This is a genomic window from Streptomyces sp. NPDC047049 (assembly GCF_040643995.1).
Taxonomy (GTDB): domain Bacteria; phylum Actinomycetota; class Actinomycetes; order Streptomycetales; family Streptomycetaceae; genus Streptomyces; species Streptomyces mooreae.
This window is the reverse complement of record NZ_JBEYVM010000001.1, coordinates 1-15,900: the sequence shown is the minus strand read 5'-3', so window position 1 is coordinate 15,900 and position 15,900 is coordinate 1. Positions and strand designations below refer to the sequence as shown.

Annotated in this window: 13 protein-coding genes; 10 read left to right on the top strand and 3 right to left on the bottom strand. The window is 69.2% G+C overall.

The window, feature by feature from the left end:
* The first annotated feature begins 49 nt into the window (after positions 1 to 49).
* The 7 genes from nadC (at position 50) to ABZ851_RS00035 (ending at position 4,739) form a co-directional block, all read left to right on the top strand.
* On the top strand, positions 50 to 1,114 hold the full coding sequence (gene nadC / locus ABZ851_RS00065; protein WP_361119889.1) for a carboxylating nicotinate-nucleotide diphosphorylase: 1,065 nt from the start codon (positions 50 to 52) through the stop codon (positions 1,112 to 1,114).
* A gap of 109 nt (positions 1,115 to 1,223) precedes the next feature.
* Entirely contained in the window at positions 1,224 to 2,021 is a 798-nt protein-coding gene (locus ABZ851_RS00060; protein ID WP_030081646.1) for a type III pantothenate kinase, read from the top strand.
* 171 nt (positions 2,022 to 2,192) lie between these two features.
* Complete coding sequence (locus ABZ851_RS00055; RefSeq protein ID WP_361121725.1) at positions 2,193 to 2,816, top strand: hypothetical protein; 624 nt, start codon at positions 2,193 to 2,195, stop codon at positions 2,814 to 2,816.
* A gap of 45 nt (positions 2,817 to 2,861) precedes the next feature.
* Positions 2,862 to 3,041 carry a hypothetical protein gene (locus tag ABZ851_RS00050; RefSeq protein ID WP_129294912.1) on the top strand — a complete coding sequence of 60 codons (180 nt, stop codon included), beginning with the start codon at positions 2,862 to 2,864 and terminating at the stop codon, positions 3,039 to 3,041.
* A 135-nt stretch (positions 3,042 to 3,176) separates the two neighbouring features.
* A complete protein-coding gene (locus ABZ851_RS00045; RefSeq protein WP_361119884.1) occupies positions 3,177 to 3,716 on the top strand; it encodes a BlaI/MecI/CopY family transcriptional regulator in 540 nt (179 codons plus the stop codon).
* Positions 3,717 to 3,725: 9 nt separating this feature from the next.
* On the top strand, positions 3,726 to 4,244 hold the full coding sequence (locus tag ABZ851_RS00040) for an amino-acid N-acetyltransferase (protein ID WP_088799208.1): 519 nt from the start codon (positions 3,726 to 3,728) through the stop codon (positions 4,242 to 4,244).
* Positions 4,245 to 4,400: 156 nt separating this feature from the next.
* Complete coding sequence (locus ABZ851_RS00035; RefSeq protein WP_088799209.1) at positions 4,401 to 4,739, top strand: Lsr2 family protein; 339 nt, start codon at positions 4,401 to 4,403, stop codon at positions 4,737 to 4,739.
* Here the strand turns inward: ABZ851_RS00035 and ABZ851_RS00030 are convergent.
* Positions 4,670 to 5,359 carry an SCO3374 family protein gene (locus ABZ851_RS00030; RefSeq protein ID WP_361119881.1) on the bottom strand — a complete coding sequence of 230 codons (690 nt, stop codon included), beginning with the start codon at positions 5,357 to 5,359 and terminating at the stop codon, positions 4,670 to 4,672. The two genes, ABZ851_RS00035 and ABZ851_RS00030, sit on opposite strands and share 70 nt — an antisense overlap.
* Before the next feature lie 499 nt (positions 5,360 to 5,858).
* Here ABZ851_RS00030 and ABZ851_RS00025 point away from each other — a divergent pair, with 499 nt between their 5' ends.
* Positions 5,859 to 8,384: an ATP-dependent Clp protease ATP-binding subunit gene (locus ABZ851_RS00025; RefSeq protein ID WP_336054368.1), complete on the top strand. Its 2,526-nt coding sequence runs from the start codon at positions 5,859 to 5,861 to the stop codon at positions 8,382 to 8,384.
* A gap of 298 nt (positions 8,385 to 8,682) precedes the next feature.
* On the opposite strand, the gene ABZ851_RS00020 is transcribed toward ABZ851_RS00025, so the two are convergent.
* Positions 8,683 to 11,928, bottom strand: a complete 3,246-nt coding sequence (locus ABZ851_RS00020) for an NACHT domain-containing protein (protein ID WP_361119878.1) — start codon at positions 11,926 to 11,928, stop codon at positions 8,683 to 8,685.
* 742 nt (positions 11,929 to 12,670) lie between these two features.
* Between ABZ851_RS00020 and ABZ851_RS00015 the strand changes: the two genes are divergently transcribed.
* Complete coding sequence (locus ABZ851_RS00015; protein WP_361119875.1) at positions 12,671 to 13,342, top strand: M23 family metallopeptidase; 672 nt, start codon at positions 12,671 to 12,673, stop codon at positions 13,340 to 13,342.
* Here the strand turns inward: ABZ851_RS00015 and ABZ851_RS00010 are convergent.
* Positions 13,324 to 13,935: a helix-turn-helix domain-containing protein gene (locus ABZ851_RS00010; RefSeq protein ID WP_361119872.1), complete on the bottom strand. Its 612-nt coding sequence runs from the start codon at positions 13,933 to 13,935 to the stop codon at positions 13,324 to 13,326. The two genes, ABZ851_RS00015 and ABZ851_RS00010, sit on opposite strands and share 19 nt — an antisense overlap.
* A 255-nt stretch (positions 13,936 to 14,190) precedes the next feature.
* On the opposite strand from ABZ851_RS00010, the gene ABZ851_RS00005 reads away from it, so the two are divergent.
* A complete protein-coding gene (locus ABZ851_RS00005; RefSeq protein ID WP_361121722.1) occupies positions 14,191 to 15,702 on the top strand; it encodes an MDR family MFS transporter in 1,512 nt (503 codons plus the stop codon).
* Positions 15,703 to 15,900 lie beyond the last annotated feature (198 nt).

The window sequence follows — 15,900 nt, the reverse complement described above, 5'->3', positions numbered from 1 at the left end:
CGATCCCGCCGATTCACCGATGACTTTCCACGAAGACGGAGCCCAGCCCGTGAGCAGCACCCGCGACGACCTCCCCCTCCTCCAGATCGGCGGGCCCGACGGCGGCGCCTCGGCCGGCGGCTGCGGTGACGCCTGCGGCTGCGGCGGCGACGAGGGCGCGTACGAGCTCGACCCGCTGACCTGCGGCCTCGACCCCGACCTGGCCGCCCTCCTGGTGGCCGCCGGGCTCGACCCCGTACAGGTCGAGGACATCGCGCACCTCGCCGTCGAGGAGGACCTCGACCAGGGCGTGGACGTCACGACCGTGGCCACCGTCCCCGAGGACGCGGTCGCCACCGGCGACTTCACGGCCCGTGAGGCCGGTACGGTCGCCGGGCTGCGGATCGCCGAGGCGGTGCTGTCCATCGTGTGCACCGACGAGTTCGCGGTCGAGCGGCACGTCGAGGACGGCGACCGGGTCGCGGCCGGCACCCCGCTGCTGAGCGTCACCACCCGCACCCGCGACCTGCTCACCGCCGAGCGCAGCGCGCTGAACATCCTGTGCCGCCTGTCGGGCATCGCGACCGCCACCCGGGCCTGGGCCGACGCGCTCGACGGGACGAAGACCAAGGTCCGCGACACCCGTAAGACGACGCCGGGGCTGCGCGCCCTGGAGAAGTTCGCGGTGCGCTGCGGCGGCGGCGTCAACCACCGGATGTCGCTGTCGGACGCGGCGCTGATCAAGGACAACCACGTGGTCGCGGCGGGCGGCGTCGCCGCGGCGTTCACGGCCGTACGGTCCGAGTTCCCCGGCGTGCCGATCGAGGTGGAGGTCGACCGGATCGACCAGATCCCGCCGATCCTCGCCGAGGGCGCCGATCTGATCCTGCTGGACAACTTCACCCCGGAGCAGACCCGCGAGGCCGTGGAGCTGGTGGCCGGGCGCGCCATGCTGGAGTCGTCGGGCCGGCTGACCCTGGGCAACGCCCGCACCTACGCCGAGACCGGCGTCGACTACCTCGCGGTGGGTGCGCTCACGCACTCCTCCCCGGTCCTCGACATCGGCCTCGACCTGCGCGAGGACGACGGGCAGGGTGGCAAGGACGCGGACGACGACGCGCGTGAGGGCAGCTGACGGCCATGCTCCTGACCATCGACGTAGGAAACACCCGCCCACCCGTCGCCCCACCCGCCACCCCGGGCGAGCCCTTCGTGCATGACGTGAACCGGAGGCGGTGCGGAGCATGCTCCTGACCATCGACGTAGGAAACACCCACACCGTGCTCGGCCTCTTCGACGGCGAGGAGATCGTCGAGCACTGGCGGATCTCCACCGACGCCCGGCGCACCGCCGACGAGCTCGCCGTCCTCCTCCAGGGCCTGATGGGCATGCACCCGCTGCTCGGCGACGACCTGGGCGACGGTATCGAGGGCATCTCGATCTGCTCCACGGTCCCCTCCGTGCTGCACGAGCTGCGCGAGGTGACCCGCCGCTACTACGGCGACGTACCCGCCGTCCTGGTGGAGCCGGGCGTCAAGACGGGCGTGCCGATCCTGATGGACAACCCGAAGGAGGTCGGCGCCGACCGGATCATCAACGCCCTGGCGGCCGTCGAGCTCTACGGCGGCCCGGCGGTGGTCGTCGACTTCGGCACGGCCACCACGTTCGACGCGGTCAGCGCGCGCGGCGAGTACGTCGGCGGCGTGATCGCGCCGGGCATCGAGATCTCCGTGGACGCGCTGGGCGTCAAGGGCGCCCAGCTCCGCAAGATCGAACTCGCCCGGCCGCGCAGCGTCATCGGCAAGAACACCGTGGAGGCCATGCAGTCCGGCATCCTCTACGGCTTCACGGGCCAGGTCGACGGTGTGGTGCAGCGGATGGCGCGCGAGCTGGCCGAGGACCCGGACGAGGTGACCGTGATCGCCACCGGCGGGCTGGCGCCGATGGTGCTCGGCGAGTCGTCGGTGATCGACGCGCACGAGCCGTGGCTCACCCTCATCGGCCTGCGGCTGGTCTACGAGCGGAACATCGCCCGGTCGTAGCCGCGCCCGGCCCGGATGTGGGCGCGCCCGGCCCGGTCCGCGCGCCCCTCCCGGCGCCGGGTGCGCGGTGGTGCGGCTCGCTGCCGCGCCACCGTTCACGAATTAAGCGGCTTTTGTCGAAAACGGTCGTAAAGTCGCCACATGCCAATGCCAAACGGAACCCGCGGCGGCATGGCGTTCAGCGCCGATGAGTTGCGTGTGCTCCGTCGCGCCCTCGCCCATGCCCTGCAGACGACGTCCCACCCCGCTCCGCTCGGCGCCCTCGGCCCCGAGTGGTCACAGGACATCCAGGAATATCTCCGGCTGGCCGAGGCGGTCGACGAGGCGGTCCGCGAAGGCGGCCGGCTGCGTGCCTTCCTGCTCGCCGATCTCGCCCGGTACCGCGGAGCCCTGCCCGGCTCGGCCGCCGGCTACCTCGCGCAGCTGACCGAGGCGCTGGCAGCCGGCCATGTCCCCGGTCCCGACGACCTCGCCGCCCTGCGCTCGCTGCGGGCACGGCCTGCCGGCCCGGCCGAGCGGGAACGCCGCGGCGCCCTCCTGCGGCACTGCGAGCAACTGGCCGAACAGTCCGTGCGGACCCGGCTCCGCGCACTGCCGGGCGGCCGGCCGGCAGTGCGCGGCGGGCGGGAGCCGGAGCCGGAGCCCGAGCGGGAGCCCGAGCCGGAGCGCAAACCGGAGCCCGCGCCCTCGCCGCGGCCCAAGGCTCCGCGGCGGGACCGGCCGATCCCCACGCCGGGCGAGGTGTTCCCGCCCCGCCGCAGGCCCGCCCGGCCCCCCGAGAGCCGCACCGCCTGAGGGCTGCGTACTCTGGACTCCCCGCCCCAAAGGAGGCCGAAAGCCATGGATTACGTCGCAGCGCTGCTCCCGCCCGTAGTGATGGCCGTGGCCTTCACCGCCCTGATCGTGACGATCGTCAAGAGCCAGGGCGGGGCGAACAAGGCCAAGGAGGACGCCGCCGCGGACGCCGTGCTGGCCCGCGCCGAGTCCGCCGGCCAGGAGCCCACGGCGCACGGCGCCTGAGCCGCCCGCCGCCCGTTCGGCGGCCCGCACGCACCGCACGGCCCGGGAGGGATTCTCCCGGGCCGTGCCCCCTTTTCCGCTCCAAACGCAACAAGATCAACGGGCATTCGCGACATCTCCCACTATTGTTCTTGTGTGCCGAGACGCTTGGGAGATCTGGAAGACGCGGTCATGACGCGGGTCTGGGAGTGGAACCGCCCGGTCACCGTTCGAGAAGTCCTGGAAGATCTGCAGAAGGAACGGTCGATCGCCTACACCACGGTCATGACCGTATTGGACAACCTCCACCAGAAGGGCTGGGTGCGCCGCGAAGCCGAAGGCCGCGCTTATCGATATGAGGCGGTCTCCACCCGCGCCGCCTACGCGGCCGCACTGATGAACGAAGCATGGTCCGCCAGCGACAACCCCGCAGCTGCTCTTGTGGCCTTCTTCGGCATGATGTCCCCGGAACAGCGGCATGCCCTGCGCGATGCCGTACGGATGGTGCAAGTCGACGCACCGGCGGAAGGCACGGAACAACGGACACCGCAGCCGCAAGGGACCGCGCCCGCGGAAGAAGCCGGAGCACAAGAAGCCGGAGCACAAGGAGCGCAAGCGGCACCGGAAGGCGCCGGCGGAGCCGGACCGGCCGAAGGGGATGAACCCGGGGCGAGTGCCACCGGCAACGGGCGATAGCGTCCCGGCATGCCTCCGCATTCAAAAGGCCTCACCGTCCGACGTGCCAGGACCGCCGATGTACCGGCCGTACGCCGCCTCATCGACGCCTACTCACGCGACGGGATCCTGCTCGACAAAGCCACCGTCACGCTTTACGAGGACATCCAGGAGTTCTGGGTGGCGGAGCGCGACGAAGACGCCGAGGTCGTGGGCTGCGGAGCGCTCCACGTCATGTGGGAAGACCTCGCGGAGGTCCGCACCCTGGCCGTGGATCCGAGGATGAAGGGATCGGGCGTCGGTCACCAAGTGCTGGACAAGCTGCTGCGCACGGCGAGCTGGCTCGGAGTGCGGCGCATTTTCTGTCTCACCTTCGAAGTCGACTTCTTCACCAAGCACGGCTTCGTGGAGATCGGCGAAGCTCCGGTAGACGGTGATGTCTACAGCGAGCTGCTGCGTTCCTATGACGAGGGCGTTGCGGAGTTCCTGGGTCTCGAACGAGTGAAGCCCAACACCCTGGGTAACAGTCGGATGCTTCTGCACCTGTGATGAGTGTTCTATGTCCGAATCGCTCCCCTATCTCATGGCTACGGAAGCATGCGTTCCCCGGTCTGCGGGCAAGTGAACCCTACCCAAGGGTTTGTGTTTTTCCCGGAAAAGCGGTTTGCTTTCCGTCGTAATCCGCATTCGATGAAAGGGAAACCGGTGGCACAGAAGGTTCAGGTTCTTCTTGTCGATGACCTCAACGGTGGCGAGGCGGACGAGACCGTGACGTTCGCTCTCGACGGCAAGTCCTACGAGATCGACCTCTCCGACAGCAACGCGCAGAAGCTGCGCGACTCGCTTGCCGACTTCGTGAAGGCGGGCCGCCGTACCGGTGGCCGCGCTTCTTCGGGTCGTGGCAAGTCGCGTGCGGCGGCTTCCGGCGGCGGCCAGGACACTGCGAAGATCCGCGCCTGGGCCAAGGAGAACGGCTACAACGTCAATGACCGTGGCCGCGTCCCCGCCGACATTCGCGAGGCATTCGAGAAGGCCAACGGCTGATCGCCGCACTCGCGGTCCGATTGGGCATTACGAGCACGCCACAACCGGGCACGGTGGCACTCGGTCGCTGCTGCGCTCACGAGCCGTACGAGGTCGGGGGCGTCCCCGACGTCCCCGATTCCTGCTCCCGACCCCGTGGTGGGCAGGGAATTCTCCGCCTCGTACCCGGGCTGGGGAGGCCGCACCCAAGTCGCGGCCTCCCAAGAGCCGAATCCGTATGACGGTGCCGTGCCGCCCGGGAACGCCGGCGCGGGCATCCGGTCGCCGGTCCCCCGGGTCGTGAGATCCGCTGCGAGTGTGCCCCACTCCAGCCATTCCAGGATTCCCGGAAGTTCTTCCGCGCCACCGGCCGCGATGAGCATGAGCAATTTCGGCCGATCACCCGGTTGTTTCCCGCCGCATCGGGTCCGCAGGAGCGCCACGGGGCCGGTGAGCGGCAGCCGCCGCAATACCGCACTTCCCGCATCGGCCGGCATCTCCAGGACATCGAAGCGCAGCCCCGTCAGCAGTTCCACCGGCTCCGTGCCGGTGGTCGGCCAGCCCAGCTCGTCCTCGTACCGGCGGCGCACCGAGGCACGGGGGGCGAGGGGAGCGCGGGGGCGCGGAAGCACGCGAGCCATGCCCGGTGCAACTCCCGGAACCCCGGGAAGTTACGCTGGGTGGAGGTGCGGATACGCAACGTGCCCGGGTGAGGGGGCGTGAGGGGGTATCCGGTGGCGTGCGGATGTTCGCCCGTAGCGGATGGAAGGGCCCCGCGCCGCATGGAGTGTCCGTGCCTGCGGGTAAGACAGTCTCAGTGGGAAGAGACGGTGTGACCGGCGCCCGAGGCGCTTCTCCCCGGCTGACGGCTGGCGGCGGACGGCGTGTCGGTACAGGGCGCGTTCGCCACGGGCGTAGTGGCAGAGGGCGTATATGCCTGGCCTGCGGGAACATCGTCTCGCACCATCGAGTTGGAGCAGATGTCAGCTGTTCGGCAGTAAATTTCCCCGCCGGAGCGGGGGTGATCCGGACGGGTGTCGGCAGTTGGAATGAGCTGTCCCGCCCCGCGGGACTAGCATGCGGAAGGACAGGGAGGGGACCGACCCCTAACTGCCTGACCGCTCTGAGGAGCGATTAACGATGTTCGAGAGGTTCACCGACCGTGCGCGGCGGGTTGTCGTCCTGGCTCAGGAAGAAGCCCGGATGCTCAACCACAACTACATCGGCACCGAGCACATCCTCCTGGGCCTGATCCATGAGGGTGAGGGTGTCGCCGCTAAGGCCCTGGAGAGCCTCGGGATTTCGCTCGAGGCGGTCCGCCAGCAGGTGGAGGAGATCATCGGTCAGGGCCAGCAGGCCCCGTCCGGGCACATCCCCTTCACCCCCCGTGCCAAGAAGGTCCTGGAGCTCTCGCTCCGCGAGGCCCTCCAGCTCGGCCACAACTACATCGGTACGGAGCACATCCTGCTCGGCCTGATCCGCGAGGGCGAGGGCGTCGCCGCCCAGGTCCTGGTGAAGCTGGGCGCCGATCTCAACCGCGTGCGGCAGCAGGTCATCCAGCTGCTGTCCGGCTACCAGGGCAAGGAAGCCGCCACGGCCGGCGGCCCCGCCGAGGGCACTCCCTCGACCTCCCTCGTCCTGGACCAGTTCGGCCGCAACCTGACGCAGGCCGCTCGCGAGACCAAGCTCGACCCGGTCATCGGGCGCGAGAAGGAAATCGAGCGGGTCATGCAGGTCCTGTCCCGCCGTACCAAGAACAACCCGGTCCTCATCGGCGAGCCCGGCGTCGGCAAGACGGCGGTCGTCGAGGGCCTGGCACAGGCCATCGTCAAGGGCGAGGTGCCCGAAACCCTCAAGGACAAGCACCTCTACACCCTCGACCTCGGTGCCCTGGTCGCCGGCTCCCGCTACCGCGGTGACTTCGAGGAGCGCCTGAAGAAGGTGCTCAAGGAGATCCGCACCCGCGGCGACATCATCCTGTTCATCGACGAGCTCCACACCCTGGTGGGTGCGGGCGCCGCCGAGGGCGCGATCGACGCCGCGAGCATCCTCAAGCCCATGCTGGCGCGAGGCGAGCTGCAGACCATCGGTGCCACCACGCTCGACGAGTACCGCAAGCACCTGGAGAAGGACGCGGCCCTGGAGCGCCGCTTCCAGCCGATCCAGGTCGCGGAGCCGTCGCTGCCGCACACCATCGAGATCCTCAAGGGTCTGCGGGACCGCTACGAAGCGCACCACCGCGTGTCCATCACGGACTCCGCGCTGGTCGCGGCGGCCACCCTCGCCGACCGCTACATCTCCGACCGCTTCCTGCCGGACAAGGCGATCGACCTGATCGACGAGGCCGGCTCCCGGATGCGGATCCGCCGGATGACCGCGCCGCCGGACCTGCGCGAATTCGACGAGAAGATCGCCGATGTGCGCCGGGAGAAGGAGTCCGCGATCGACTCGCAGGACTTCGAGATGGCCGCGGGTCTGCGCGACAAGGAGAAGCAGCTCCTGGCCGCGAAGGCGAAGCGGGAGAAGGAGTGGAAGGCCGGCGACATGGACGTCGTCGCCGAGGTGGACGAGGAGCTGATCGCCGAGGTCCTGGCGACGGCCACCGGCATCCCGGTCTTCAAGCTCACCGAGGAGGAGTCCTCCCGGCTGCTGCGGATGGAAGACGAGCTGCACAAGCGCGTCATCGGCCAGAAGGACGCCATCAAGGCGCTCTCCCAGGCCATCCGCCGTACCCGTGCCGGCCTGAAGGACCCCAAGCGTCCCGGTGGCTCGTTCATCTTCGCCGGTCCGTCCGGTGTGGGTAAGACGGAGCTGTCCAAGACGCTGGCGGAGTTCCTGTTCGGCGACGAGGACGCGCTGATCTCCCTCGACATGTCGGAGTTCAGCGAGAAGCACACCGTCTCGCGGCTGTTCGGTTCGCCTCCCGGCTACGTCGGCTACGAAGAGGGCGGTCAGCTCACCGAGAAGGTGCGCCGCAAGCCGTTCTCCGTGGTGCTCTTCGACGAGGTCGAGAAGGCCCACCCGGACATCTTCAACTCGCTGCTGCAGATCCTGGAGGACGGTCGCCTGACCGACTCCCAGGGCCGGGTCGTGGACTTCAAGAACACGGTCATCATCATGACGACCAACCTCGGCACCCGGGACATCTCCAAGGGCTTCAACCTCGGCTTCGCGGCCCAGGGCGACACCAAGTCCAGCTACGAGCGGATGAAGAACAAGGTCAACGAAGAGCTCAAGCAGCACTTCCGCCCCGAGTTCCTCAACCGTGTCGACGACACCGTCGTCTTCCACCAGCTGACCGAGGACGACATCATCCAGATCGTCGACCTCATGATCGCCAAGGTGGACGAGCGGCTGAAGGACCGCGACATGGGCATCGAGCTCAGCGGCGAGGCAAAGTCGCTGCTGGCCAAGCGCGGGTACGACCCGGTGCTCGGCGCCCGTCCGCTGCGCCGCACGATCCAGCGCGAGATCGAGGACGCCCTCTCGGAGAAGATCCTCTTCAGCGAGCTGCGTCCGGGCCACATCGTGGTCGTCGACACCGAGGGCGAGGGTGACACCGCCAAGTTCACCTTCCGCGGCGAGGAGAAGTCGGCCCTGCCCGACGCCCCGCCGATCGAGTCCGCGACCGGCGGTTCGGGACCGAACCTGAGCAAGGACGCCTGACCGGCACCGCGGATATCCGCATACGGCACTGCCCCGGAATCGTTTCTTACGGTTCCGGGGCAGCGCCGTATGTGACGCCGTATGCCGTGCCGTAAGCGACGCAGTATGTGGCGGATAAATTCAGCTCCGTAATTGCTAGGTCATTTTCAGCCGTTTCTGGACAAGGCCGCCGACACCCGCCCCTTACGAGCTGCACATCCGCACGACGCGTATTCCCACGGGAACACTCCGCACCGCTGGAATACGACGGTGGCTGGTGCGCAGTGAGTCCCGATCCGGAAAGGCGGAGAGCCCCGGCCTATGCGCGGGGGCGGGGGTAGCGGGTGAGTTCGACGTGCGGCGGGAGTTCGGGGGCGGGCTCGGCGCGCAGGTAGGAGAGCAAGACCTCCCGTAGCTCGGGCAGGCCGGTCAGCGGCGGCAGCGCGATGGTGCCGCCGGTGAGCCCGTAGAGCTGGAGTGTGCGGAGGGCGGGGAACGCCGGGAGGGCGGCGGCCACGGAACGGCTCAGGTCGGCGAGCGGGCCGTGCGCGGCGTTAATGACGCTCAGCGTCGTCACCTGCGGCAGCCGGAGGTCCGCTGGGATCCGCAGGGCGGTCTCTCCGGCCGCCCTGCCGAACGCGAACTCCTGCAGGCGGGGCAGGTGTGCCAGCGCGTCCCAGGCGTCGTCGGTGAAGGCTCCGGTGAGGCTTCGCAGCTGCACTGTGCTGAGCTGCTGCCAGTGGCGCAGCGCGGAGAACCCGGTCTCGACCGGGTAGCCGAGCAACAGCGAGTCCAGCGGGGCATCCGTCGGAAGCGCCCGCAGCCCCGTCGGGGGGAGGGGGACAAGGAGGCTCAGGTGGCGGAGGTGCTTCAGGAGGTGCAGTCCGTCCGGACAGTGCACTCCGACGCGGTCCCGTTCCGTGACCGTGAGCGTGGTCAACGGCGCTCCGGCGAGTGGGGCGAGGCTGCCGACCCCGGGGCAGTCCACCAGCGTCAGGGAGCGCAGGGCGGGGAACTCCGTGAGGAAGTCCAGGCTGCCGATCTTGTCGTTGTCGGTCAGTGTCAGGTGGGTGATCTGGTGGGGGTGCAGGGAGTCGAGGAGTTCACGGGAGGTGAACGGGCCGACCGCCTCGATGCACGGTCGTCCTCCCAGGGTCTTCAGGGCACGGAGTTCGGCGGCGTCGACGACCGAGAAGATCGTCGCGGGGTCGAGCTGCCGAATGATCTCCTCCATATATCGCTCGGTGTCGAACGCGTGCCAGGAATGGGACAGTTGATGCCGGACACCGATGGCGGGGTGCTGGCGGAACCGCCTGATCACCTCCATCGCCGCGTCCGATCCGACGAGTGCGGCGGTGGCGATCACCTCCTGCGCCTCGTCGTCCTCCAGCCCCTCCGGCCCCGGCAGCAGTTCCAGAGCGAGGTGACCCACCCCGGCCAGGAGCGTGGCCTCCTCATGGGACCGGGGCGGCAGGATCGCCCGCGCCCGCTCGTTCACCTCCTCGCGCACCCGGGGATCGAGCTCCGTGGCGTGTTCCAGGCACGCCATGGCGAGAAGATGGACGCGCAGGCGGGCGGCGTCGCCCCCGATGCCGTCCCCGCGGGCGAGCAACCCCCGCAGGATCTCCGCCCGTTCGCGCGGCCGGGCATGGGCCACCGCCATCCGGATCACGTCCTCCCACTGGGAGTCCTCCGCCTGGGCCACCAGCAGCCCGAAATCGCCGTCCTCCACGGCGGCCTTGGCGCCGAGGTAGTCCTGGAAGGTCCGGTGGACGAAATCGGCCGAGCCGGGGGCCGGTTCGCGGAGCAGGCCGCTGCGCAGCAGGAGATGGCGGAAAATGGCCGTCGCGCCGCCCTGCTGCGCGGCCGAGGGCACGGCGGGCAGGGCCTCGCCGATGATGCGCTCGGCCCGTTCGCGGTCGAGTTCGTTGCGGCCGTTGCGGATGAGCCAGTACGCGAGCCGCTGGAGGAGCTGGATCTGCGGCTCGTCGCTCAGCTCGATGCCCGTGGGGGCGGCCATATCGCGCTCCCGGTCGCGGCGGGAGAGCAGCATGCCCAGGGCGGCGTCGTAGAGCTCCTTGCGGCCGGTGGGCAGATAGCCGCGGCGGTCCCGGTGCAGGGCGCAGATCAGGCCGCACATGAGGGGGTTGGTGGCGAGCCGGGCGAGGTCCTGTGTGGTGTGGACGGCGGTGAGGAGGGACTGCTCGTAGGCGTCGAGGCGTTCGGGGTCCTCGGCGTCACAGCGGGCCGCGGCGTGCCAGCGGCCGATGAAGGCGGCGACCTCGGTGCGGCTCATGGCGGAGAGCGTGAGCTCGCCGAAGCCGTCGGCGGCGAGCCAGTCGTCGCGCACGGCGGAGGGGCGGGAGGTGACCAGCCACAGGTTGTCCGGGAAGGCGTCGGCCAGATCGCGCAGCCAGCGGCGGGTCAGCTCGCGCTCCCGCTCGGGGATCTCGTCCAGGCCGTCGACCAGGAGGAGCGCCCGCCCGCCGGCCAGTACGCGGTCGGCCCAGCCGTCGGGCTGCGAGCCGGACACGGGGCAGCCGACGGCGGCGAGGAAGCGGTCGGGGGTGGGCAGGGGCGCCCCGTCGCGGGTGAGGGTGCGCAGCGGGAGGACAAAGGGAACCCGGCCGTAGAGGTGGGGGAGGGCCGTCTCGCCGGGGGGCTTGGTGCAGGAGACGGCGAGCCACTGGACGAGGGTGCTCTTGCCGGATCCGGCGACACCGCGCAGCAGCACCCGGTCCCGGCCGGCCAGGGCCTGGTCGGCCGGGACGGGAACGGGCGCGGACGGCCCGGACGGCGGGCCGCCCTCGTCGCCGAAGGGGCCGGCGGCGGGCAGGCCGGGGGCGGCCGGGGCGGTGGCCGCCAGGCTCAGATACGCCGCGTCCAGGGGCCAGCGGTCCGGGGAATGGGCGAGATCGATGCCGTAGATGGTCAGCCGGCCGTGTTTGCGGGCCAGATAGGCGAGGTAGCCGCGCTCGAAGGCGGTGTCGGCGGCCTGCGGGGAGGGGTGGCGCGCGAGGACGGTATCCATCGCGGTGATCAGGATGTCCAGGTTCCGGCTCTGCTGGACGAGGGTGCGGGCCACGAAGGCGGACCGCTGGGTGAAGAAGTGCACGATGTGCAGGCAGGCGATGTCGAGCAGGGTGTCGTGCAGCAGCTCGGCGTCCCGGGACAGGCCGCGGACGGCATCGGGGCGGGCCGCCTTCAGTCGTCCGGCGAGTCCGCCGGCTCCCAGGTGGACGGCCTGTACGTCGTCCATGTCGAGAGCGCCGAGGCCGCGCAGGGTGGCGGCCAGGGCATCGGCCACGGCCGGCTCCTCGTCCGCGGGCAGTGGGCGCTCGCCGGGGCCGGCGGCCCGTACGGCCCGGCCCACCAGTTCGCTCGCGAGTTTGTGCAGGTCCTTGTCGGTGAGGGTTCGCTTCTCGCCGGTGAAGGTGACCAGCCGGGATATCCGTACCGGCCCGTCCACCAGGCCGGCGCCGGGCCCCTCCTTGACGAAGAGCTTCTTGACGAGCGGGGCGACCACGCCGGAGGCGAGTCGGATGCCCACTGCTGACGGGTCCATCGTGGGTCCGCCCTCCCCCGTGGCCGGTGCTGCGGTCGGGCCAGGCTAGAGCGGCCGGAGGGGTGGTGGGTGCGGATCGGCCAGGTTCGCACGAAGGGGGAGCGGTGTGGCGGCGGTCACGGAAATCGGCACTCCATTTCCCTTCAATTCGGACATTTGGCGGATGTGGGTAATCCAGGTCACTCGCGTCGCGTAACCCGGGTCACAAAGGGCGGGTAATCCGGGTCACAAAGGCCGGGTTACCCGGGTCACACATTCCGGGTAACCGGCGTCACAAAGGGCCGGGTGGCGCGGTTCGTAAGGGTTCCAGGGGGTGAATCGGGGGTCCGGCGGGGGCGCGAAAATGGGTTGGATCTTGGTTATCGGTGACATGGCACACAGCCGAATTGAGGCCTACTAAAAGAATTAGGGGAAGCGCGCGGCGGAGAAACGGGGGCGGGAGCCCCGAGGGGAGAGGGGCGCGGGGGGTGGAGGGGGTGAAGTGCGCACCGCCCGTGCGACATATGGCAAAAATGCCTGTTCAAGGGGTGTGCAACGGCCTCACCAGGCACTGCAGTATGTCCGAATTTGGGGTTTTCGTGCGGAGCTCGGGAGGGTGCGCAAGGGCCCCGTTCACTCGGCTCCTGATACGGGCCGGGTTAGTAGAAAGGCCCCTTGGCGGGGCGGCGAAGGCGGGTTACCAAGGAATGGCGATCCCGGTCCGCAGCCGGGTAACCCATCAATTCGCTGGAGGAAAACCCGCATGTCCAAGTTTGCCGCTCTCCGCAATTCGAAGAAGTTCGCCGTGCGCAATCGCGTCGCCGTTGTCGCCGCCGGTGTCGGTGTTACCGCCGCACTGGGTGCCGGTATTGCGACCGCCGCCGACGCGGGTCTGCAGAACCTCACCTCGGGTGTCGGTTCGGCCGTGGCCGCGCAGGCCGACGCGCAGGCGAAGTCCGCGGCCGCCGCGAAGGCCGCCGCCGTCAAGGCCAAGCAGGACGCCGCCAAGGCGGTCGATGCCTGGGTCAAGCCGGTCGACAACTACACCCTGGGCGAGCCCTTCGGTATCGCCGGCAGCCACTGGTCGCACAAGCACAGTGGTCAGGACTTCGTCGTGCCGACCGGTACCGCGGTCAAGGCCGTCCACAAGGGCACCGTCATCAAGGCCGGCCCCTGGGGTGGCGGCGACGGCCCGGCCTACGGCAACGCCATCGTGATCCAGCACGACAACGGTACGTACACCCAGTACGCGCACCTGTCACAGATACAGGTCCGGGTCGGCCAGCAGGTCGGTGCCGGCCAGCAGATCGGCCTGTCCGGCAGCACGGGTAACTCCACCGGTCCCCACCTGCACTTCGAGGTCCGCACCGGTCCCAACTACGGGACGGGCATCGAGCCGACCGGATTCCTGCGGGCTCACGGCGACGCCGTCTGAGCTGAGTCCGGCCGGGCTGGCCGGCGGTTCGGCGGGTTTGCCGCCGTGACCAGTTCTGTGGCGACCTCGAGGATGGCCTTGCGCTTCTCCTCGGGGTCGCCCTCCACGTGCTGCATCGCGAACATGCCCGCATGCATGGAGAACAGCGCCGTGATGCAGCGCACCTGATCCGCCAGCTCCGATTCGGGCTCCTTGAGGAGGCCGAAGAGGGTCAGCATGCGCGATTTGAACGTCTCGCCGATGCTCAGATCGCGCACCGTCGCCTGGTTCTCCTGCATGAACCGGAAAAGGGGCTCGCCCGAGCGCAGCGACTCGCTGTAGCGGCGGATCAGCTCCTGCTTGGTCTCCAGGGTGCGCGGCTGCTCCTCGGCCCAGGCGATCAGCTCGTCGATGGGCCTGCCCAGGTCCTGGAACAGGCTGATGACGATGTCTTCCTTGGTCTTGAAGTGGTAGTACAGCGCCGCCTTCGTGACCTCCAGCTTTTCGGCGATCTCGCGCAGCGACGTCTTGTCGTAGCCCTGTTCGGAGAACAGCTCCAGAGCGACGTCCTGGATGCGCTGGCGGGTGTTTCCCTTGCGCGCCTGTGTGCTCATGGTGCTCTCCTGCGTCGTCGGTACTGGTCAGAGGGCTGCCCCAGGGGGCGCCAAAGAAACTTACTTGACGCCCGGCTAGTTGGCCGCCTACCTTCCTCACTGTACTGAACTAGCCGGGCGGCAAGTAAGTAGGAGTGAGTGATGGGGAAGTCGCAACATGCGACCCCGACGGGGGACGGACGGACGGCGGACCGGTCGGGGAGACCGGACGCGGTGCCGGTGACCGGCTCGGGCAAGAAGCCCGCCGGTGTACGGATGGTGCTCTTCGCACTGATGATCGCGATGCTGCTCGCGATGCTGGACAACATGATCGTCGGCACCGCGATGCCGACCATCGTCGGTGAACTGGGCGGGATGGACCACCTGTCCTGGGTCGTCACCGCCTACACGCTCGCCACCGCGGCCTCGACGCCGATCTGGGGCAAGCTCGGCGACATGTACGGACGCAAGGGCGTCTTCCTGTCGTCCATCGTGCTCTTCCTGATCGGCTCCGCGCTGTCCGGCATGGCGCAGGACATGGGGCAGCTGATCGGCTTCCGCGCCGTGCAGGGCCTGGGCGCGGGCGGTCTGATGGTCGGCGTCATGGCGATCATCGGCGATCTGATTCCGCCGCGGGAGCGCGGCAAGTACCAGGGCATGATGGCCGGCGTCATGGCCGTCGCCATGGTCGGCGGACCGCTGGTCGGCGGCAGCATCACCGACCACCTCGGCTGGCGCTGGAGCTTCTACATCAACCTGCCGCTCGGTGCGATCGCGCTGGTCATGGTGACCGCGGTGCTGCATCTGCCGAAGAAGCGGTCGCAGACCCGGATCGACTACGTCGGCGCCGCGCTGCTCACCCTCGGCATCACCTCGCTGGTGCTGATCACCACCTGGGGCGGCACCGAGTACGACTGGCTGTCCGGCCAGATCATCGGCCTCGGCATCCTCGGCGTGGTCGCGCTCGCCCTCTTCCTGGTGGTGGAGCGCAGGGTCAACGAGCCGGTGCTGCCGCTGCACATCTTCCGCAACGGCAACTTCTCGCTGATCACGCTCATCGGCTTCCTGGTCGGCTTCGTGATGTTCGGGTCGATGACCTTCCTGCCGCTGTTCCAGCAGACCGTGCAGGGCGCCTCGGCCACCAACTCCGGTCTGCTGCTGCTGCCGCTGATGGGCGGGCTGCTGGTCGTCTCGCTGATCGCGGGCCGGGTCACCACACAGACCGGCAAGTACAAGATCTTCGTGGTCGGCGGCAGCGGGCTGCTCATCGTGGGCCTGGTGCTGCTGTCCCTGATGGGCGTCGGAACGACCCGCTTCACCTCCAGCCTCTACATGGTCGTGCTCGGCGCCGGTATGGGCTTCCTGATGCAGACCACGATGCTGATCGCGCAGAACAGCGTCGAGATGAAGGACATGGGCGTCGGCTCGTCCTCGGCCACCCTCTTCCGCACGATCGGCGGCTCCTTCGGCGTCGCGATCTTCGGTGCGATCTTCACCCACCAGGTGCAGACGACGATGGTCGAGCGGATCGGCAAGGCCGGCGAGAAGATGACCAGCGGCGGCGCCCAGATGGACCCGAAGGGGCTGGCCCAGCTCCCCCCGGCGATCAAGGACGCCTACGCGCATGCGGTGGCCTCCGGTACGCACCACGTCTTCCTCTGGGGCGCGGCGATCAGCGTCGTCGGCTTTGTGGCGGCATGGTTCCTCAAGGAGGTTCCGCTGCGCGGTGGGCCGGCCAAGCCGGCCGAGTCCACGGCGGAGCGTGTGCCAGCGCGTAGCGCTGTTTGATCCCACGTTTTTGTCTGCGGCGCCGTGGTTGCTTCTCGCCGTTTCGCTGCGCTTTGCCTCGGCCCGTTTTTTGGCTTTCCCGCCGTTGCGCCTGGCGGCGGGCCGGGTCCGCTGCGCGGGGCTGTGGGTGCGGTGACGGGCCTCCGGGGCCTGGTGTGTGGACTGCTTCGCTTTACGTCCACACACCAGGCCCCTCCG

What these genes read in the sequence shown, in the direction of transcription:
- ABZ851_RS00030 (WP_361119881.1), bottom strand. Translation starts at nt 5,359, where the DNA reads ATGGCTCGCGTGCTTCCGCGCCCCCGCGCTCCCCTCGCCCCCCGTGCC.
- ABZ851_RS00060 (WP_030081646.1), top strand. Translation starts at nt 1,224, where the DNA reads ATGCTCCTGACCATCGACGTAGGAAACACCCACACCGTGCTCGGCCTC.
- ABZ851_RS00055 (WP_361121725.1), top strand. Translation starts at nt 2,193, where the DNA reads ATGGCGTTCAGCGCCGATGAGTTGCGTGTGCTCCGTCGCGCCCTCGCC.
- ABZ851_RS00040 (WP_088799208.1), top strand. Translation starts at nt 3,726, where the DNA reads ATGCCTCCGCATTCAAAAGGCCTCACCGTCCGACGTGCCAGGACCGCC.
- ABZ851_RS00010 (WP_361119872.1), bottom strand. Translation starts at nt 13,935, where the DNA reads ATGAGCACACAGGCGCGCAAGGGAAACACCCGCCAGCGCATCCAGGAC.
- ABZ851_RS00015 (WP_361119875.1), top strand. Translation starts at nt 12,671, where the DNA reads ATGTCCAAGTTTGCCGCTCTCCGCAATTCGAAGAAGTTCGCCGTGCGC.
- ABZ851_RS00020 (WP_361119878.1), bottom strand. Translation starts at nt 11,928, where the DNA reads ATGGACCCGTCAGCAGTGGGCATCCGACTCGCCTCCGGCGTGGTCGCC.
- ABZ851_RS00050 (WP_129294912.1), top strand. Translation starts at nt 2,862, where the DNA reads ATGGATTACGTCGCAGCGCTGCTCCCGCCCGTAGTGATGGCCGTGGCC.
- ABZ851_RS00005 (WP_361121722.1), top strand. Translation starts at nt 14,191, where the DNA reads ATGGTGCTCTTCGCACTGATGATCGCGATGCTGCTCGCGATGCTGGAC.
- ABZ851_RS00025 (WP_336054368.1), top strand. Translation starts at nt 5,859, where the DNA reads ATGTTCGAGAGGTTCACCGACCGTGCGCGGCGGGTTGTCGTCCTGGCT.